Source organism: Streptomyces sp. NPDC059371 (assembly GCF_042751995.1).
In the GTDB taxonomy this organism is placed as follows: Bacteria; Actinomycetota; Actinomycetes; order Streptomycetales; family Streptomycetaceae; genus Streptomyces.
In genome coordinates, this window is the sequence record NZ_JBHYXD010000093.1 from 15814 (window position 1) to 35191 (window position 19378).

Genomic DNA, 19378 nt, shown 5'->3' on the forward strand with positions numbered 1-19378 from the left:
GCACGCTGATGGCGCGGCGGTACGACCCCGAGCGGCGGCAGCGGATCATCGACGCGGCGATCCGCGTCGTCGGCGCCCAGGGCATCGCCGGGCTCAGCCACCGCTCCGTCGCGGCCGAGGCCGATGTGCCGCTCGGCTCCACGACGTACCACTTCAAGACCCTCGACGAACTCATGGTCGCCGCCCTGCGCCAGGCGAACGAGGGCTTCGCCAAGGTGCTCGCCGCCCGCGGCACCCTGGAGGACACCCGCGCGGACCTGGCCGCCGAACTCGCCGGACTGATCGGCGAATGGCTGGCCGGCGACCGCACGGGCGTCGAGCTGGAGTACGAGCTGTACCTCGCCGCCCTGCGCAGACCCGCGCTGCGCCCGGTGGCCGCCGAGTGGATCGACAGCCTCGTCGAACCCCTGAGCCACCGCACGGACCCCGTCACCGCACGGGCCCTCGTCGCCCTGCTGGACGGGATCTGCCTCCAGGTACTGCTGACGGGGACGTCGTACGACGAGGGGTACGCGCGGGAGGTGCTGACGCGGGTCCTGGGGAGCGGCGAGGGGGCCGGGGAGGGTTCGGAACGGTGACCGGACGCCCGCGAACCGAGACGCCCCGCGCACCGGTTCGCCCACGCGGCCCCCGTCAAGTTAGGTTGCACCCATGACCGACACGACTGCTTCTCGTACCACCGGCGCCGTCGCCGCCGGGCTCGCCACCCTCACCGCCGACGGCACCGTTCTCGACACCTGGTTCCCCGCCCCCGAACTGTCCGCTGCGACTGCCGAGGGCCCTGGCCCGTCCGGCACCGAGCGGCTGTCCGCCGAGCGGGCCGTGGAACTGCTCGGCGAGGGAGCCGCGCAGGCCATCGGCCCGGACGCCCGCCGTGGCGTCGAGGTGGTCGCGGTCCGTACGGTCATCGCCTCGCTGGACGACAAGCCGCTCGACGCGCACGACGCGTACCTGCGCCTGCACCTCCTCTCACACCGCCTGGTCAAGCCGCACGGCCAGAACCTGGACGGCCTGTTCGGGCTGCTCGCCAACGTCGCCTGGACCTCGCTCGGCCCGGTCGCCGTCGACGACGTCGAGAAGGTCCGGCTGAACGCGCGCGCCGCGGGCCTGCACCTCCAGGTGACCTCCATCGACAAGTTCCCGCGCATGACGGACTACGTCGCGCCCAAGGGCGTCCGCATCGCCGACGCCGACCGGGTCCGCCTCGGCGCGCACCTCGCCGAGGGCACGACCGTCATGCACGAGGGCTTCGTGAACTTCAACGCGGGCACGCTCGGCACCTCCATGGTCGAGGGCCGCATCTCCGCCGGTGTCGTCGTCGGCGACGGTTCGGACATCGGCGGCGGCGCGTCCACCATGGGCACCCTCTCGGGCGGCGGCAACGTCCGCATCACCATCGGCGAGCGCTGCCTCGTCGGCGCGGAGGCGGGCGTCGGCATCGCTCTCGGCGACGAGTGCGTCGTCGAGGCCGGGCTGTACGTCACCGCCGGCACGCGCGTGACGATGCCCGACGGCGAGATCGTCAAGGCCCGTGACCTGTCCGGCGCTTCGAACATCCTGTTCCGCCGCAACTCGGTCACCGGCACGGTCGAGGCCCGCCCGAACAACGCGGTCTGGGGCGGCCTGAACGAAATCCTGCACAGTCACAACTGATCATGCGCGGCCGGGACTCGTGGCCGCCGGATCCTTGAACTCCCTGGCCTGCTGCCGAGTTGTCGGCAGCAGGCCGGTGTCGTCTACGGGCGAGCGCCCTTCAGACGGGACGCGAACTCCCTCAGCGCCTCGAAGTCGGGTTCGCTCAGGCCGACGCGGGGGTTCACGTTGCGCAGGAGGGCGGGGGCCGGGTGGTGGGCGGCTACGAAGCGCTCGTCGGGCGGGGACTGTTCGTCGTCCACCCAGGCGAACGGGCGGCCCTCGGCGTAGGACACGATGCGTTCCGTCTTCCAGTGGACGCCGTCGGGGCGCTCGGTGAAGAGGGCGCCGGTGAAGTCGACCCAGGGAAGTTCGGGCAGGCCGATCACCGGGGCGATCCAGCGGTTGGCGGCGTCCATCCACGTGGTGGCCCAGCACAGGTCGTAGCCGAGGGCGAGGAGGGCGCGGCCGTGGTCGGGGTGGAGCCAGACCCGCAGCGGCCGTCCGGGATGCAGCGCCACGCGGATCGTCGTGTACCCCGCGGGCCGGCGTTCCCTCTGGGCCGCGTACGGATTCAGCGGGCCGTCGACGTCGAGGAACAGCAGCGGTCGGCTCATCGGGTCACCGTAGAGGACACCCTGTGGCGGGGCGGGCGTAATTTTCTCGGCCCGGAGGCATAGCGGGGAGTCGCGGCGCGCGTCACCAGGGGCACAGGGGTGGGTCACAAGGGGCCACCGGGGACGAGAAGGTGACGATGGATGCCGAAGCGGATGAGACCTTCCGGGATTTCGTGGCGAACAGGTCGTCCGCGCTGCTGAAGACGGCGGTGCTCCTCAGCGGGGGAGACCGGCACGCCGCCGAGGACCTGCTGCAGAACGCGTTGATCAAGGTGGCGGGCCGCTGGAACCGGATCGACGAACCCGAGGCGTACGTACGGCGGATCCTGTACCGGCAGCAGGTGAGCCGCTGGCGGCTGAAGTGGCCGCGACGGGAACTGAGCGTCGCCGAACCGCCCGAGACGTCCGGCCCCGCGGCCCCCGCCACGGACGCCTCGGCGGCCGCCGAACTGCGGGTCGTCATGCGAGGCGCGCTGGCCCGGCTCACCGCGCGGCAGCGCACCGTGCTCGTACTGCGCTACTTCGAGGACCTGCCCGAGGCCGAGGTGGCCCGGTTCCTCGGCTGCTCCGTCGGAACCGTGCGCTCCACGACCCATCGCTCGCTCGCCCGGCTGCGGACACTCGCCCCCGAACTGGCCGCGCTCGGCCCGGGGGACGAGCCGCAGCCGCCGGCCCGTGACTTCTCGCCCGTGGAGGTACACCGGTGAACGTCGAAGAACTTCTGCGCGACACACTCCGGGAGCAGGCCGAGGACGACCCGCGCACACCGCCGGGGTTCGCCGACCGGGTGTTCGCCGTCCGCCGGCGCCGGCGGACCCGGCGCATCGCGTCCGTCGCGGTCGCCGCGGCCGCGGTGCTCACCGCCGCGATCGCGGTACCGGGCCTGGACTCCGGCGGGCAGGACGTACGGCCCTCGGGCGGGGTGGACCCCAAGCCGACCGCCACGCACCCGGCGCCCTCGGCGCACCCGGCGCAGTCACCGGTGCACTCGCTGGTCGCGGCCGGGAGAACGGCGCTGGCCGCGTACTACACCCAGACGACCGACTGGCAGAGCGTCCACGACGGCATCCACAGGGGCATCAGTGTGCGCACGTACCGGCTGCTCGACCCGAAGTCCGGCCACTACGAGAAGGACACCCGGTGGTCGTGGGTCGCCGTGGCCCCCGGCTTGCGGACCGCCGCCGTACTGGAGCGGCACCTGCCCGCGACCCGGATCGGACTGCTCGACCTCGCGAGCGGCAAGGTCGAACGGTGGATCCCGGTCGACCACCCGGTGGGCGGCCTGGAGTTCTCGCACGACGGCACGAGACTCGTGGCGACGACGTACAGCGCGAATCCCGACAAGCGCGTCAAGATGGACGACATCGACAGGATTCCCGTATCGCTGAAGTCCTCCCGCACCGGCTTCTATGTCTTCGACGTGTTGTCGGGGAAGGGCTCCTGGGCCGAGGTGGGGGTGCAACGGGACGACCAGGGCAACGAGATCAACCTTCGCCAGGACTTCGGGTTCTGCCGCGACGGGAGGACCATCACGGGCCGGCAGTCGATCACCCCCGGAGATCGCTTCTACGACGTGTCCGGCCGGGAGGTGAGCGTGCCCCCCGCGGAGCGGTACCGCACCTGGTTCGTCAAGGCCGGCCTGTCGCCCGACGGCACCAAGATGGCCGGGGACTTCGCGGGCGAGAAGTGGCACACCTCTTCCTGGATCCTCGACCCGCGCACCGGCAAGCACCTGGCAGAGGTCCACGGCCAGCAGCTCCTCGCCTGGGCCGACGACAAGTCCTTGATCGCCTGGGACATCGCCAAGGGCGAGAAGAACGAGTTCCACAATCGACTGGTGCTGGTCACCATCGGCAGTGACAAAGAGGTGCCGCTCAGCGGCTTCCTCAAGGGCACCGACGGCTCGGCGGGGCGCTGGGAGCCCCTCTTCGCCGAGCGCTGAGGCCCGCAGACGATCGGCTAGGCCACGGCGAAACCGTCCGTGACCTCGGCGAGTACCGCCCGCAGCCCGTCGGCCGTCTCCCGGCCGGCGGGCCGCAGCGGTGCCCGGACCGGGCCCGCCGGCAGCCCGAGCGCGGCCAGCAGCGCCTTCGCGGTGACGGTGCCGGGCAGGCCCGCCGCCATCATCGCCTCGATCAGCGGCATGGCCCGCCGCATCAGCCCGGCCGCCCCCGCCGTGTCGCCGCCGTCGAACGCGTCGAGCACGGCCCGCATCAGGCCCGGCACGACGTTCGCCACCGTGCTGACATACCCGGCCGCCCCGATCGCGTACAGCGCGAGGACGTACTCGTCGCAGCCCGCGTAGTACGCCAACTCCGTGCGGGCCAGCACCTTTTGCGTGCCGAGCAGGTCGTACGCGCAGTCCTTCACCGCCACGATCCTCGGATGCCCCGCGAGCCGGATCATCGTCTCCGGCTCGATCCGCGTCCCGGTGCGCCCCGGGATGTCGTACAGCATGAGCGGCAGCCCCGAGGCGTCCGCGATCTCCCGGAAGTACGCCTCGACCGCGTCCTGCGGAGGCCTGCTGTAGTACGGCGCGACCACCAACAGCCCGTCCGCCCCGGCCTTTTCGGCGTCCACGGCCAGTTCCGCGGTGTGCCGCGTGTCGGCCGTCCCGACCCCCGCCACGATGGACACGTGGTCGCCCACGGCCTCCCGCACCGCCCGCACCAGCGTGGCCTTCTCGGCGTCCGACGTGGTCGGCGACTCGCCCGTCGTCCCGGAGAGCACCAGCCCGTCGCAGCCCTCGGCCACCAGCAGGGCGGCGAGCCGCTGCGCGCCGTCGGCGTCCAGCGTGCCCGCCCGCGTGAACGGTGTGACCATCGCGCACAGGGCGCGGCCGAAGGGGGGAGCGGGCCGTGCCGGGTGCCGGGCGTCGGGGCGGGGTGCGCCGGCCGGGGCGGGGGAGACGGCGGTCGCGGGAGCGGTCCTCGGAACGGTCATGAACGTAGTGTCGGCCACTCCATTGTGAAGCTCCACTTAAATCTTCTACGAGATATCGTCAACGAGTGCTACATGGTTCAGGTGTGGGGATGGACGAGGCACTGATGCCAAACCGGGGCGTCATGGGTCACCATGGCCTGAACGGCAGTCGTCGGCACAGCGGGAGGCGTCATGAGGCTCGGCAAGGCACTCGCCACCGGAGTGGGGGAAGAACAGGTCCACCCCCACGAGGACACCTCCGGGACCCCCGAACTCCCCGGCCTGGTCGAGGAGTCGGAGGCCGCCCTGCCCGAAGAGGTTCCGGCCGGGCGATGAGACTGCGGCTCCCCGAGGAACGCCCGACGGAGCCGCCGACCGGATACAAGATCGCCCACCCGGTGCTGTCCCAGGACGGCACCCGGGCCGGGTTCACCGGCGTATCGCTGGGCGGCGCGCTGCCGTACGGAGTACTGGACGACGCGCGCTGTGTCTACGGACGGCGGCACCGCGCCCCGCACCGCCGTTGCGACTGCGGCTTCCACTGCGTGCACGAGTCCGCCGTCGCCGAGGCGATGCTGTGCACCGCCGAACACCGGGCCGCCGTTCTCCTCGAAGTGTCCGTCCTCGGGGCCTACATCCGCTTCGAGCGGGGTTTCCGCTACGCCCGCCAGCGGGTGCGCGGTGCCGCCGTCGGCCCCTGCGGCTGCGGCGCCGCGGCCGCGGCACTGGCGGACGCGGGCTGGGGACGGCCGGGCTGGCGCGCCCTGAGCGCCGCGTGCGCCGGCTGCGTACGCGGTCGTGCGTCGCTCTCGCTCGCCTCCTTCGCGCGGCTGGCCGGTGAGGGTCTGCGGGTCCGGGCCACCGGCGGTCCCGTGGCCGGCGTCGAAGGCCCCGGCGGTGCCACGGCCGGTCCGGGGGATGCCACGGCCTCTCCCGGGGATGTCACGGCCTCGCTCGGGGATGCGGCGGCCTCTCTCGGGGTGTCCGAGCTGGTCGCGGAGGCCGCGCTGCTCCAGGCCCGACTCGACTGGTTCCAGAGCCAGTTGGGCCGGTTGCGGGACAGCGGAGCCCAGGGGTAGCGCGGGCCGGTCCGGGTAGTCGAGGGAGCCGGAGGGGAATGACGCGGCGGCGGACCGGACGCCGGCCCGCCGCCACGTCGTACGCACGCCGCCGCCCCCTCCCTCACACCCGCTCGCCGGTGTCTCGACCGGCCTTCGCTCCCGTGGGCGTGATCCCCGACTCCACCTTCTCCCGCGCCGCCCGCAACGCCCGCAGACGCGGGGGCCACTTGCGGGTGTCGCGCGGTTCGACGTAGGGCTCCTCGGTCGGGGGCCGGCCCTCGGTGATGGCGCGCTGGCGGGCCAGCTCCGCGTCGAACTCCAGGCCCAGCAGGATGGCCAGGTTGGTGAGCCACAGCCAGACGAGGAAGACGATGGCGCCCGCGAGCGTGCCGTACGTCTTGTTGTACGAGCCGTAACCGGCGGCGTAGACGGCGAATCCCGCGGACGCGGCCAGCCAGACCAGGGTGGCGAGGACGCTGCCCGCACTGAACCAGCGGAAGCCGCGGCCGGAGACGTTGGGGGCCGCCCAGTACAGCAGCCCGATCATCAGCTCGACGAGCACCAGCAGGACGGGCCACTTGACGATCGACCACGCGGTGATCGCCGCGTCCCCGAGCCCGAAGGCGGTTCCGGCGCGTTCGGCCAGCGGACCGGTGAACACCACGATGATCGCGCTCCCGGTGAGGAGCAGCATCAGTGTGACGGTGAGCGCCAGCCTCAGCGGCGTGGTCTTCCAGACCGGACGGCCCTCCGGCAGGTCGTACACCGCGTTGGACGCACGGATGAACGCGCCGACGTACCCGGACGCGGACCACAGCGCGGCGAGCAGCCCGACGATCGCCAGCACACCGCCGGTACCGCCGCTGTGGCCCAGTTGCGTCACCGAGTCACGCAGGATGTCGCGGGCCGGGCCCGGCGCCAGGTCTCCCACGTTGTCGAGGAGCCGGTCCGTGACGCGCCGGCCCATGACACCCAGCAGGGAGACCACCACCAGCAGCGCTGGGAACAGGGACAGCACGCCGTAGTAGGTCAACGCCGCGGCTCGGTCGGCGAGTTCGTCGTCACGGAACTCCTTCACCGTGCGCCAGGTCACGGCCCACCACGCTCGCGCGGGCAGCTTGACGCGGCCGCCCTTCCCGGCGGACCCCTCCGTGCCGGTGCCGGTGCCGGTGCCGGTGCCGGTGCCCGCGTCCGCGTCCGTGTCCGCGTCCGTGTCCGCGTCCGCCTTCGCGTCCGTGTCCGGAAGAGCTCGCTGCTTCGATTCCGGTCGCTTCTCGTCCATGCCCGCCGTGTTGCCCGAATCCCGCTCCTGAAGCCCGCCGGGAGCGCCCCGGTCGCCCCGGAACACAGGCCGGGCGAAACTCCCGCCCCCCCGGAACACCGCCCCGCGACCCACCGACGATTGGAGTCGTCTGGACAAGAAAAGTTTTCGGTGGGAGCCTGGAGTCATGTTGGACGTGACCGTGATCGAGGACGCCGAGGCCGCCGCCGTGTCGCTGGACCCCATACGGGCCCGGCTGCTCGCCGAGCTGGCCACCGGACCGGCGTCGGCCGCCATGCTGGCCGGCAAGGTCGGCCTGCCCCGGCAGAAGGTGAACTATCACCTCAAGACACTGGAGCGGCACGGCCTGGTCGAGCTGGCGGGCGAGCGCCGCAAGGGGAACGTCACCGAGCGGATGATGCGCGCGACGGCGGCGTCGTACGTCATCTCTCCGCTGGCGCTGGCCGCCGTACAGCCCGATCCTGACCGTTTCCGGGACCAGTTGTCCGCCCGCTGGCTCCTCGCGCTCGGTGCCCGGCTCGTCCGGGACGTCGGTTCCCTCGTCACCGGGGCGGCGAAGGCACGTAAGCGGCTGGCGACGTACGCGCTCGACGGCGAGGTGACCTTCGCGTCGGCGGCCGACCGGGCCGCGTTCATCGAGGAGCTGACGGCCGGGGTGAGCGCGCTCATCCGCAAGTACCACGACGGGGACGCGGAGGCCGGGCGTCCGCACCGGATCGTCGTCGCCGTCCATCCCACGGTCAGACCCGAAACCGTGACGCGGACGGAATCCGAAGCCGTGACGCGGACGGAACCCGAAACCGTGGCACAGACCGGAGCCGGAGCCGGAGCCGACGCCGGACCCGAAGCCGGACCCGAAGACGGAGCCGGAGTCGAGTCCGGACCCGAAGCCTTGGAAGCCCCCGCGGGCCCCGAAGCCACCCACTGATCATTCAGGAGTCATCATCATGCCCAAGGAATTCGAGGTCGCCCGCGAGTACGAGGTCGACGTCCCGCCCGGCCAGGTGTGGGACGCGATCACCAAAGGCTGCGGCGGCTGGCTGTGGCCCATGGAGTACGAGTCCCGCGAGGGCGGGGCGGGACCCTTCGGCAGCACCATCACCACCTGGGACCCGCCGCACCGGCTGACCGTGCGCACCGAGGACGTCGGGTTCCCGACGCAGAGCCTCAACCAGATCGACCACACGATCGAGGCCCGCGGCGACGGCCGGAGTTCCTGGGTCCGGTACGTGCACAGCGGCATCTTCACCGACGACTGGGACAACCAGTACGACGGAGCCGACAAGCACACCGACTTCTATCTGCACACCCTGCGCGAGTACGTGACCCACTTCGCGGGCCGCCCGGTGGCCTTCGCGACCTTCGACGGGCCCGGCGTGTCCGCGACCTCCGACGCCTTCGCTGCCGTCGGAACGGCGCTCGGCCTCCCGGACGGCACCGCCGAGGGCGCGCGGGTGCGGGCGAAGGGGCCCGGTGGCGATGACTTCGACGCCGTGCTCGACTACCGCAACCCGTACTTCATCGGGCTGCGCACCGACGGCGCGCTCATCCGCTTCTTCGGGCGGGGCCGCTGGGGCGCGCCGGTCGGCATGAGCGTCCACGACTTCGCGCCCGGCGCCGACGCCAAGGCGAACGAGACCGCCTGGAAGGGCTGGCTCGACGAGGTCTTCGCGAGCTGAGCCGACGCGGCCGGAAAGCCGCGCCCGGCAAGCGGAAGCGGACTCCCCGAGCAGGCGAAGAGCCCGGCCCCCCGGACGACGGGGCCGGGCTCTCGCGTACCGGAGCGGCTACGGACCGATGGCCGGAACGGCTACGGACCGAATGCCGGAGCGACTACGGACGGAACCGCAGTACCTGCGGGTCGTGGTCGCTGATCTGGTCGGAGAACTCCGAGTTGATGTGCACGCTGTCGTACTCCAGGTCGCAGCCCTTGCGGATCGAGGGGCTGACCAGGATCTGGTCGAGGACCTGGGCGTTGCCCTGGTAGTCGTACGTGTAACGCTGGCTCTTCGGCAGTGACTTGATCGCCGACCAGAGTTCGCCGTCGCCCTCCAGGATCTTGGCCGTGTCGGAGAACTCGAAGTCGTTGATGTCGCCGAGCGCGATGACGTCGGCGTTCTTCTGCGTCTTCAGGACCTCGTCGACGAACGCGTTCACCAGGGTCGCCTGGGCGTGCCGCTGGACCTCGGAGCTGCGCGTCGGGGGCTGGTACTGCGCGGTCAGTCCCTGGTCACCGCCCTTGGAGTTGAGGTGGTTGGCGACCACGAACACCGTGTGGCCGCGGAAGACGAACTCGCCCGCGAGCGGCTTGCGGCTGCTCTTCCAGGCCGCGTTCGCCGGGTCGATGCGGCCGGGGGACGCGGTGAGCTGCGCCTTGCCGTGCACCTTCGTGACACCGACAGGGGTCGCCGAGTCGCCGCCCGCGCGGTCGGTGAACGAGACCCGCTCGGGGTTGAAGAGGAAGACCTGGCGGATGTTGCCGCCGGGCTCGCCGCCGTCCTGGTCGTTGACCGGGTCGATGGAGCGCCAGTCGTACTTCGGGCCGCCCGCCGCGACGATCGCGTCGATCAGTTTGTTCACCGTCACGTCGGCGGCGACCGTGCCGTCGTCCGTCGCGCCGTTGTTGTCCTGGATCTCCTCCAGGGACACGATGTCGGGCGAGTTCAGGTTGTTCACGATCGCGGACGCGTGGGCGGCGAACGTGGCGTCGCCCGGGTCCAGGTTCTCGACGTTGTACGTCGCCACGGCCAGCTCGCCGCGCGACTGCTTGCGGGTGGTCTCGCGCTCCAGGCCGCCCTTCTGGAGGGTGCCGAGCTGGTTCGCGACGAGGGTGTAGCCGCCGAACTGGTTGTAGTCGAGCGGACCCGCTGTGATGCCGGTGAGCTTGTCGCCGACGTTCGCGGTCGGGAAGTCGGCGGTCGCGCCGAGGGACTGGATCTGTATCCGTCCGGTGTTCTGCGAGGTGTACGAGCCGTACACCGTGCCGCCGCGGCGGGTGGCGTTCTCGTGCGGCTTCACCGTGACCCACAGCTCGGTGTACGGGTCGGTGGCGGTCACCACGCGGGTGTTCGCGACCTGGACGTTCATGCCCTCGAGGGACTCGTAGTAGTCCAGGGCGTACTGCGACGGCTCCAGGGTGACGGCGTTGACCGAACCACCCGCGGCGGTGTCGCCGGCGGGGGCGTAGTCGTCCGGCACGGACCGGGCGTCGACGACCGTCGCGGCCGGGACGGGGTTGCCGCTGGAGACGACGGCGACCGTCGGCTTGGTCACCTCGGTGACCGACTGGTTGCCGGTGGAGACGCCGCCCGGGACGTACTCCGAGACCGTGCCCGTCACCGTGACCGAGTCGCCGACGGCGACCTTGGGGGCGGAACTGGTGAAGACGAAGACGCCCTCACTGGTGGCCGGGTCGGCGTCCGGCGTGGGGTCCTGGTACCAGAACCCCTTGGACGAACCGTACGTCCGCACGCCGGTGACGACGCCGGGCACGTCGGTGACCTTCGTACCCGCGAGGGGGGAGGTCCGGGTGGTGCCCTGGATGTCGTGGATGTGGACGGTGTCCGCCTGGGCCGGTGTGGTGAGCACAACGGCGGAGACGGTGGAACAGACCGCGGCGACGGTCAGCGCGCCGATGCGCGCGGTTCTCTTGCTCGGCAAGGGAATCCCTCCGGGGACGTTCGTGAGCGCCGGGACGAGGGTGGACTGGTGGGGGGAGCGCGACCTGCTTGCGGGCCAGTGACGCGCGTAGAAGCGTTTGGCCGTACGGCCGTTGAACTTCTACGCGCGTCAATCTCGTGTGTGACGGGGGGAGTTGTCAAGGTTTCGACGGTGTACGAGACCTGTCGGACACATGAACCGGGCGGCATGGGTGGAAATCCGTCTAGGCTGAGCAGTTGGCACGGATCCCCCGGGCCGCCTCCGGGCTCTCGGGCCCGCCGGTGTCCGGCGGGACACGGCGCCCGTCGTGGACCCGGTCGGACCGCTTGCCTGCCCGTCCCTGATCGTCGTGGTTGTTCGGAGGAGAACTCAGCCGATGTCAGACAGCTCTTCCCTGCCGCCGGTGCGGCTGCACTCCGAGGCGCAGCTCGCGCGCGACGCGCTCGCCGCGCCGCTGCTCTCCCGCGCCGCACGGCTGGCCCGCTGGGCAGGCCCCGCCACCCGGGTCGGCGCCGGGGGCGAACTCGTCGAGGAACAGCTTCCCGAGGCGGCCGGCGTCCTCGGCCTGGCCGGCGACGAAGCGGCCGCGCTGGCCGGTGAGGCCTGGCGGGTGGCCGTCGACACCGGGCTCGTCGAGATCGTGGACGAGGAGGAGGGCACCGTCACCACGGGCGAGGAGCTCGCCCGGCTCACCTCCGGCGCCCCGCAGGACGTCCTCGGCTTCTGGCTCGGCGCCCTCGACGTCGTGCTGGCCGACGCGAGCGTGCCCGACCTCGGCGAACTCGTCGACGCGATGGGCGAGGAGGGCGAGCTCGACCTCTCCTCGCTGGACTGGGACCCGGAGGCCGAGTCCGAGTTCCTCGACGGCGTGCTCGGCAACCTGTACCTGCTGACCGTCGGCGAGGACGCGCTCGGGGAGGTGCCGGTGCCGCTTCCCGCGCTCGCCGCCTCGATGATCCTGCCCGACGACATGGGGGAGCCCAGCAACGACGTCCTGGAACAGGTCTCGGACGCCATGATGCGCCTCGATGACCAGTTCCGGCTGCTGGAGCCCATCGGACTCGTCGCCTTCCAGCCGGTCGACGAGACCCTGATGGCGGACACCGCCGAGGAGCCGGCCCCCGCCGACGACATGGACGTGTCGCGGTACGGGGTCGTGCGGCTGACTCCGCTCGGCCTGTACGGACTGCGCGCCCGGCTCATCGAGGCGGGCTTCTCCGCCCCCGCGGTGGGCGAGCTGACCGACAAGGGCGCGGACACCCTGCTGGACGGCACGGCCGGCTTCCCCCCGACCGCCGCGCAGGCCGAGATCGAGCAGTGGCTCGCCCGGCGTGAACCACTGTCCGCCGCACAGGAGTTGCTCTCCGCGGCGCGCGGCGCGGACCCGAACGCCCCGCTGCGCCGCCTGCACTGCCAGCAGGCACTCGCGCTCGTCGGCACGGAGGCCGAGCCGGCGCTGCGCGAGGTGCTCGACGACGCCGAGCTGGGTGGTCTCGCCCGGGTCTGGCTCTCCGAGCGGGGCGCGCCCGACGTGCCGCCGCCGTCCGAGGCGATGGTCTTCTGGCTGACGATCGACACGGTGGCGGCACAGCTCGCCGCCGAGGGGAACTCCGACGAACTGCAGGCCCTGGTCGAGGGTCTGGCCCAGCAGCACAGCGGCTTCTTCGACACGGCCTGGCGCGTCGAGCACCCGGCTGCCCCGGACGTCCTGGAGGCCATGGGCCGGCTGCACCCCGACAAGAAGATCGCCAAGGAGGCCCGCAAGGCGGCGTTCAAGGCCCGGTCGCAGCAGGGGGTGTGACGCGTCCGCCGGTGAGGTGACGTGGGTGCCGGGTGCCGGGTGCCGGGTGGCAGGTGCCGAGTGCCGAGGGCTGGGTGCCAGGTGTTGAGTGCTGGGTGTCGGGTGCTAGGTGCTGGGTGCTACGTCCCGGGTGCTCGGTGCGGGTGTCGAGTGCTGGGTGCCCGGGTGCCGGATGCCGGGCCCCGGGGCGGGGTGCTCCCCGGAGCGGGCCGTTCCCCTGCGCCGGTCGGGTGGATTCACGCAAGCGGGCCCACGGAAGTCGGCGCGCGTTCAACTCGTGTTCAGGGGAGGACGGGACGGTGTGGCCGCGAACCGAGGTCGTCAGCCGCCCCCCATGACAGTCCGAGTCCACCGTCACAGGAGACATCACATGTCGCTCTCTCGCAGGGACTTCGCCAGGCAGTCCGCGATCACCGGTGCAGGCGTGGCCCTGATCGGCAGCGTGGGCGCTCTCGCCACCGCCCCCAACGCGCTCGCCGCCACGGAGACGGAGACCGAGGGCGCGGGTGAGGGCTCGGCGGAGGCCCGCCACGGCGGCGTCGGCTACGGCCCGCTCGTCACCGACCCCAAGGGCCTCCTCTCGCTGCCCGCCGGCTTCTCCTACCGCGTCATCACCTACAGCGGCCGCACAAAGCTGGACTCCGGAGAGTTCACGCCGTCCAACCACGACGGCACCTCCACCTTCCAGGGCCCGCGCGGCGCCACCCTCCTCGTCAACAACCACGAGCTCAAGGGCCCCCGCTCCGGCTGGACCTACCCCGTGCCGCTCACCGAGGGACTCGTCTACGACCCCGCCGCGTCCGGCGGCTGCACCGTCGTCGAAGTGCGTCACGACAAGGTCGCCGAGTGGGTCGGCATCGCCGGCACCTCCACCAACTGCGCGGGCGGCAACACCCCTTGGGGCACCTGGCTCACCTGCGAGGAGACCGAGGACAAGGCCGGCCAGAACGGTATGACCAAGGACCACGGCTACGTGTTCGAGGTCGACCCGCAGGACCGCCGCCGCAACAAGAACCCCAAGCCCCTCAAGGCGCTGGGCCGTTACGCCCACGAGGCCGTCGTCGTCGACCCCAAGCGCGGCCGGCTCTACCTCACCGAGGACGCCTCGGGCCCCAACGGCCTGCTGTACCGCTGGACCCCTCCGCAGGGCTTCGAGCACGGCCACGGACGGCTCGCCACCCTCGGTGACGCCGCCGGAGCGCTCCAGGCATTCAAGTGCTTCGACTCCGGCGGCAAGTTCGTCGACGACCTCTCCCGCGCCACCAGGATCGGCACGGTGTACGGCGTGGACTGGGTCGACGTGCCCGACCGGGACGCCAAGACCGTCTCCGTCCGCAAGCAGTTCACCGACACCGAGGTCACCCGCGCCCGCAAGCTCGAAGGCATGTGGTGGAGTGACGGCGGTGTCTACATCGTCTCCTCCTACGCCCGTACAGAGAGCCCCGGCCAGGCCCACGACGGAGCCGTCTGGTTCTACGACCCCAAGCGCCGCACCCTGACGCTGAAGGTCCTCATCGGCGTGAACCCCGACCCGTCCGTCGACGGAGCCTTCGACGGACCGGACAACATCACCGTCTCCCCGTACGGCGGCCTCGTCATCGCCGAGGACGGCGAGGGCGTCCAGCACCTCTTCGGCGCCACCGAGAGCGGCCGCACCTACCCGATCGCCCGCAACGAGCTCAACATCGGCACCGCCGAGGCCCCGGCCTACAGCGAGTTCACCGGCGTCACGTTCTCGCCCGACGGCCGTACCCTCTTCGCCAACATCCAGGAGCCGGGCATCATGCTCGCCGTCACCGGCCCGTGGAAGCGGCAGAAGCGCGGCTGAACTCCCGCCGTATTCCCCCCGGATTAAATCGCTCGCCGGGTTCGCGGCCGCCCTCCTACAGTGGTGCACGTCCAGGTGCGAAGGCAGGACCTACTTCCACTGATAATGGGGCGGTCGCGGGTTCGAGTCCCGCCGTCGGCACAACGCGCCGATGTAGCTCAGGGGTTAGAGCACCTACGTCGGTTCCGCCGGCTTCGATCTCTGGACACCACAACTTCATGCACCTCCCGGTGCGCGGGCCGCGGCTACTTCTCTCTCAAAGAACCCATGCCGCGGCCGACTTGATCTCGGGAGGCGCAGCTCATGGTGGGTGCCCGGTGCGCAGGCAGCGGATACTTCGGGAACTGGTGGGGTCACGACCTCATGCGGGTTCGAATCCCGTCATCGACTTCGGGTCGGTGTGGCGGAACGGAAGACGCGCCAGTTTATAAGCAACCGTCGCCGATCCCTGATCTCGGACACCCTCCATTTGCTGTGCCTCCCTCCGAAATGCTCATGAATTCGGGGGAATTCACCATGGCACGCTTCAACAACAAGACGGCGAAGGCACAGCCCACTTCTCGCGTGACGTCCACCGGCCGAGTGCTGCGGACGCACCAGGGCGGCCTCGGCCGCGAGCGCGACACGCGCTCCGAGCTCTTTCTGCTCGCGATCGCCAACTTCGTCTCCCAGCAGACCTTCTACGAGACCGGCGACGCCCGCGACGACCGGTTCGCCGCGCTCGTGCGGGAGCTCGCCGTCGCCGATCCGTCCTGGACCGCCGGCCTCCTGAGCTGGCTGCGCGGCGAGGGCAACCTCCGCACCGCCTCGCTCGTGGGCGCCGCCGAGTACGTGAAGGCGCGCCTGGACGCCGGCGCCACCGACGGCCCGGCCAACCGGCAGGTCGTCGCCTCCGTACTGCGCCGTCCGGACGAGCCGGGCGAGCTGCTCGCCTACTGGACCTCCCGGTACGGCCGGAACGTGCCCAAGCCCGTCAAGCGGGGCATCGCCGACGCCGTACGACGCCTCTACAACGGCAAGTCGCTCCTGAAGTACGACACCGCGTCCAAGGGCTACCGCTTCGGTGACATCCTCAACCTGGTGCACGCGGCACCGGACCCGGACAAGCCCTGGCAGGGCGACCTGTTCCAGTACGCGCTGGACCGGCGCCACAACCCGGACACGGCCGTCGTCCCGGAGTCGCTGCCCGTGCTCGCCACCCATCGCGACCTGATGGCGCTGCGGCCCGCCGAGCGGCGCGAGGTCGTGACCGGCGCGCAGGGGGCGCGGCGCCTCGCGGACGCGGGGATGACCTGGGAGGCGCTGGCCGGCTGGCTCCAGGGTCCGATGGACAAGGCGGCCTGGGAGGCCGTCATCCCGTCCATGGGCGCCATGGCGCTCGTCCGCAACCTGCGCAACTTCGACGAGGCCGGCGTCAGTGACGAGGTGGCGGCACGGGTCGCCGCGAAGATCAGTGACCCGGCGGAGGTCGCGCGCTCGCGGCAGTTCCCGTTCCGCTACCTCGCGGCCTACCAGCACGCGCCCTCGCTGCGCTGGTCGTACCCGCTGGAGCAGGCGCTCGGCCACTCGCTGGCCAACGTGCCCGCTCTGCCCGGCCGGACCCTGGTCCTCGTGGACCGTTCGGGCTCGATGTTCTACTCGCGGCTGTCGGAGCGTTCCGAGCTCAACCGGGCCGACGCGGCGGCGATCTTCGGCACGGCGCTCGCGCTGCGGGCGGCGGACGCGGATCTCGTCGAGTTCGGCACCACCAGCAAGCGGGTGAAGTTCCGTGCGGACGAGTCCGTGCTCAAGGTCATCGGACGGTTCGGTGACCTCGGCGGCACCAACACCACCGAGGCGGTCCGCAAGCACTACAAGAAGCACGACCGGGTCGTCATCGTCACCGACGAGCAGGCCATGTACAGCCAGTTCGGCGACCCCACCGAGCAGGTTCCGGCGCACGTTCCGGTCTACACATGGAACCTCGCCGGCTACAGCGCGGGCCACGGCCCGTCGGGCAAGGGAAACCGCCACACGTTCGGCGGCCTCTCGGACGCGGCTTTCCGGATGGTTCCGCTTCTCGAGTCGGCTCGGGACGCGGACTGGCCGTGGGTCCAGGCCGGGTGAGGATTTCGGGTCCGGCCGGCTGGAGCCTTCGGGTCCGGCCGGCTGCCGCTTGAGGTTTTCGGCTCCGGTCGGCTTCGGTCGGCTTCGGTGCGCTGAGGCTTCCGGGTTCGGGGCAAGGGCGCGGCCCGTACTTCGGTGCGGGCCGCGCCGCTGTGCGTGCCGGGTTCAGGCGGGTGCCGGGTTCTAGGCGCCGCGTTCGCGTTGTGTGTTCGTGAGCACCAGCGCCGACAGCACCAGCGCGGTCAGGGCGATCAGGGAACCGGCGCCGAACGCGCGGGACGAGCCCTCGGTGAGGATCTCCGACGGGGAGCCGTGCGCGTGCCGGGTCGCCGTGCCGAAGACGGTGACCAGGACGGAGAGTCCGAGGGTGCCGCCGAGCCACTGGAGGGTCTGGAGGAGTCCGGACGCGGATCCCGCCTCACGCGGCGCGACGCCCGCGAGAATGGTGGCGTTCAGCGGCAGGAAGCTCAGGCCGACGCCCAGCCCCATCACCAGCAACGGGCCCAGCAGACCGGTGACATAGCCGTCGCCCGGCTCCAGCCGCCACAGCCAGACGCCCGCGACGGCGATCAGCGACATGCCGGACAGCAGGACGGGCTTGGCGCCGAAGCGCTGAAGCAGCCGTGGCACGAGGCGTACGGTCGTGAACATCACCAGAGTCAGCGGCAGGAAGGCGAAGCCCGTGCGCAACGGGCTGTACCCCAGCGCCTGCTGGGCGACCAGGGTGAGGAAGTAGAACGCGCCGAACATGCCGGCGGGCAGCAGCAGGACCCCGGCGTAGCCGCCCGCCCGGTCGCGGCTCGCGAAGAGACGCAGCGGCATGACCGGCTGTTCCGCGCGCGCCTCCACCAGAAGGAAGCCGACGAGCAGGGCCGCCGCCGTGCTGAACCCCAGCATCGCCTTGGTGTCGCTCCATCCCTGTTCCGAGACCCGGATGAACGCGTAGACCAGTGAGGCCGTGCCCGCGGTGCCGGTGAGTGCCCCCGCCGCGTCGAATCGGCCCGCGTGACGTGGGGTCTCTGTGACGAAGCGAGGCAGGGCGGCGGCGACCGCGATGCCGATCGGCACGTTGATCAGCAGCGACCAGCGCCAGGACGCCCACGACGTGAGCATGCCGCCGAGGACCAGGCCGGCCGACGCGCCGATCCCGGCCATCGAGGAGTAGATGCCGAGCGCGTGGTGGCGTCGGGGGCCCTCGGGGAAGTTGGTGGTGATGAGGGCGAGGGTGCTGGGGGCGATGAGTGCCGCGCCCACGCCCTGGAGCGCGCGGGCCGCGAGCAGCCAGGAGCTCTCGGTGGCGAGGCCACCGAGCAGCGAGGAGGCGGCGAAGAGGAGGGCGCCCGCGGTGAGGGTGCGGCGGCGGCCCGCGATGTCGCCGATCCGGCCGCCGAGGAGGAGCAGACCGCCGAAGGCGAGGGTGTACGTGTTGAGGACCCAGGACAGGCCGGTGGGCGTGAAGCCGAGGTCCCGCTGGACGTCCGGCAGGGCGACGTTGACGACCGTGGAGTCGATCCCGACCATCAGATAGGCGGTCACGATGACGAGGAGGGCTGTCGTGCCGGTCGCCTCCGTGGTGCGGAGTCTCCTCGGGGGTAAGGCTGCTGACGGGGTGTCGGGAGTGGGCGTGCCGGGGCCGGTGGACATGGAGTTCTCCTGGTCTGGCGTCCCCGGTACGGTGCGAGTGGGCAGCACGGACTGCCCGCGAAATAAGCGGGGACTGTCTCCGTTTAACCCTCGCCAAGATACGGAGAGGGTCCCCGGTTCGCAAGGAGTAGCTGAATGGCCCAGGTCAAGCCGATGCGGGCGGATGCGCGGCGGAACTATGAGCGGCTCCTCGCGGAGGCGGCGGTCGCGTTCGCCGAACACGGGGAAGGCGCGTCCCTGGACGACATCGCCAAGCGGGCCGGCGTGGGGTCCGGGACGCTGTACCGGCACTTTCCCACCCGGCAGACGCTGCTGGAAGCCGTCTACGTGGACGCCATCGAGGCGATCGCCGTCCGCGCGGACGAGATCGCTGCCGAGCTGCCGCCTGGGGAGGCGCTCGTGGAGTGGCTCAACGAGCTCGGCCTCGGGATGATCCGGGTCCGTGGGCTGAAGGCGCTGCTCGGGTCGGCCGTCGCGGACGGGAGCTCCGAGGTGCTGGCCCGGTGCGGGGCCTCTGTGAAGGGGGCGGCGGGGAGGCTCGTCGAGGCCGCTCAGCGGGAGGGGACCTTGCGGGCGGACGTGGAGCCGATCGATGTGCTGCGGCTGGTGCACGGGGTGGCTACCGCGTCGGAGCTGGGGAGCCCGGACGGCGCGCATATCCGGCGGTATCTGCTGTTGCTGACGGAGGGGTTGCAGGCGTAGCCCTACGGGGTGTCACCGGGTGCGGGTTCGGTTCCGGTCCGGTGGGTGGGTCGGGGCCGTGCCGGTGCATCAGCCCGTCGCCGTTGGGTGAGGGGTGGGCGTCGGTGGCGACGGGCATCGATG

At 71.5% G+C, this 19378-nt stretch carries 17 protein-coding genes; 12 read left to right on the forward strand and 5 right to left on the reverse strand.

All coding sequences use genetic code 11. The features are described from left to right. Positions 1 to 8 precede the first annotated feature (8 nt). Together ACFXGX_RS34420 and dapD are read left to right on the forward strand one after the other, a co-directional pair. The gene (locus ACFXGX_RS34420) at positions 9 to 578 is read left to right on the forward strand and encodes a TetR/AcrR family transcriptional regulator (protein ID WP_384799427.1); all 570 of its coding nucleotides are present in this window, start codon (positions 9 to 11) and stop codon (positions 576 to 578) included. A 73-nt stretch (positions 579 to 651) separates the two neighbouring features. Beyond that, positions 652 to 1653, forward strand: coding sequence for a 2,3,4,5-tetrahydropyridine-2,6-dicarboxylate N-succinyltransferase (gene dapD / locus ACFXGX_RS34425; RefSeq protein ID WP_384799377.1), 1002 nt, complete (start codon positions 652 to 654; stop codon positions 1651 to 1653). 83 nt (positions 1654 to 1736) lie between these two features. On the opposite strand, the gene ACFXGX_RS34430 is transcribed toward dapD, so the two are convergent. After that, entirely contained in the window at positions 1737 to 2249 is a 513-nt protein-coding gene (locus ACFXGX_RS34430) for an HAD domain-containing protein (RefSeq protein ID WP_384799380.1), read from the reverse strand. 137 nt (positions 2250 to 2386) lie between these two features. On the opposite strand from ACFXGX_RS34430, the gene ACFXGX_RS34435 reads away from it, so the two are divergent. Then, the gene (locus ACFXGX_RS34435) at positions 2387 to 2956 is read left to right on the forward strand and encodes a SigE family RNA polymerase sigma factor (RefSeq protein ID WP_384799383.1); all 570 of its coding nucleotides are present in this window, start codon (positions 2387 to 2389) and stop codon (positions 2954 to 2956) included. Next, positions 2953 to 4191 carry a WD40 repeat domain-containing protein gene (locus ACFXGX_RS34440; RefSeq protein ID WP_384799386.1) on the forward strand — a complete coding sequence of 413 codons (1239 nt, stop codon included), beginning with the start codon at positions 2953 to 2955 and terminating at the stop codon, positions 4189 to 4191. Before ACFXGX_RS34435 ends, ACFXGX_RS34440 begins: the two co-directional genes overlap by 4 nt. A 17-nt stretch (positions 4192 to 4208) precedes the next feature. Here ACFXGX_RS34440 and dapA read toward each other — a convergent pair whose 3' ends face one another. Then, positions 4209 to 5192, reverse strand: a complete 984-nt coding sequence (gene dapA / locus ACFXGX_RS34445) for a 4-hydroxy-tetrahydrodipicolinate synthase (RefSeq protein WP_384799389.1) — start codon at positions 5190 to 5192, stop codon at positions 4209 to 4211. A gap of 171 nt (positions 5193 to 5363) precedes the next feature. Here dapA and ACFXGX_RS34450 point away from each other — a divergent pair, with 171 nt between their 5' ends. Both ACFXGX_RS34450 and ACFXGX_RS34455 read left to right on the forward strand, forming a co-directional pair. Continuing rightward, the gene (locus tag ACFXGX_RS34450; protein WP_384799392.1) at positions 5364 to 5507 is read left to right on the forward strand and encodes a hypothetical protein; all 144 of its coding nucleotides are present in this window, start codon (positions 5364 to 5366) and stop codon (positions 5505 to 5507) included. After that, positions 5504 to 6250, forward strand: a complete 747-nt coding sequence (locus ACFXGX_RS34455; protein WP_384799395.1) for a hypothetical protein — start codon at positions 5504 to 5506, stop codon at positions 6248 to 6250. Before ACFXGX_RS34450 ends, ACFXGX_RS34455 begins: the two co-directional genes overlap by 4 nt. Positions 6251 to 6353: 103 nt before the next feature. Here the strand turns inward: ACFXGX_RS34455 and ACFXGX_RS34460 are convergent, their stop codons facing one another. Further along, positions 6354 to 7514, reverse strand: a complete 1161-nt coding sequence (locus ACFXGX_RS34460; protein WP_384799398.1) for a YihY/virulence factor BrkB family protein — start codon at positions 7512 to 7514, stop codon at positions 6354 to 6356. A 166-nt stretch (positions 7515 to 7680) separates the two neighbouring features. On the opposite strand from ACFXGX_RS34460, the gene ACFXGX_RS34465 reads away from it, so the two are divergent. Next, positions 7681 to 8442 (forward strand): ArsR/SmtB family transcription factor, encoded by a 762-nt coding sequence (locus tag ACFXGX_RS34465; RefSeq protein WP_384799400.1) that lies wholly within the window; start codon positions 7681 to 7683, stop codon positions 8440 to 8442. Between the two features lie 19 nt (positions 8443 to 8461). Continuing rightward, the gene (locus ACFXGX_RS34470) at positions 8462 to 9193 is read left to right on the forward strand and encodes an SRPBCC domain-containing protein (RefSeq protein ID WP_384799403.1); all 732 of its coding nucleotides are present in this window, start codon (positions 8462 to 8464) and stop codon (positions 9191 to 9193) included. Positions 9194 to 9347: 154 nt separating this feature from the next. On the opposite strand, the gene ACFXGX_RS34475 is transcribed toward ACFXGX_RS34470, so the two are convergent. Continuing rightward, on the reverse strand, positions 9348 to 11174 hold the full coding sequence (locus ACFXGX_RS34475) for an endonuclease/exonuclease/phosphatase family protein (RefSeq protein ID WP_384799406.1): 1827 nt from the start codon (positions 11172 to 11174) through the stop codon (positions 9348 to 9350). A gap of 376 nt (positions 11175 to 11550) precedes the next feature. Here ACFXGX_RS34475 and ACFXGX_RS34480 point away from each other — a divergent pair, with 376 nt between their 5' ends. From ACFXGX_RS34480 to ACFXGX_RS34490, 3 genes are all read left to right on the forward strand, one after another. Further along, positions 11551 to 12975, forward strand: coding sequence for a hypothetical protein (locus tag ACFXGX_RS34480; protein ID WP_384799409.1), 1425 nt, complete (start codon positions 11551 to 11553; stop codon positions 12973 to 12975). A 370-nt stretch (positions 12976 to 13345) separates the two neighbouring features. Further along, entirely contained in the window at positions 13346 to 14803 is a 1458-nt protein-coding gene (locus ACFXGX_RS34485) for an alkaline phosphatase PhoX (RefSeq protein WP_384799412.1), read from the forward strand. 516 nt (positions 14804 to 15319) lie between these two features. Further along, positions 15320 to 16909, forward strand: a complete 1590-nt coding sequence (locus ACFXGX_RS34490; RefSeq protein WP_384799415.1) for a TROVE domain-containing protein — start codon at positions 15320 to 15322, stop codon at positions 16907 to 16909. Between the two features lie 183 nt (positions 16910 to 17092). On the opposite strand, the gene ACFXGX_RS34495 is transcribed toward ACFXGX_RS34490, so the two are convergent. Continuing rightward, positions 17093 to 18553 carry an MFS transporter gene (locus ACFXGX_RS34495; RefSeq protein WP_384799418.1) on the reverse strand — a complete coding sequence of 487 codons (1461 nt, stop codon included), beginning with the start codon at positions 18551 to 18553 and terminating at the stop codon, positions 17093 to 17095. A 135-nt stretch (positions 18554 to 18688) separates the two neighbouring features. Between ACFXGX_RS34495 and ACFXGX_RS34500 the strand changes: the two genes are divergently transcribed. After that, complete coding sequence (locus ACFXGX_RS34500) at positions 18689 to 19255, forward strand: TetR/AcrR family transcriptional regulator (RefSeq protein ID WP_384799421.1); 567 nt, start codon at positions 18689 to 18691, stop codon at positions 19253 to 19255. Positions 19256 to 19378: the final 123 nt, after the last annotated feature.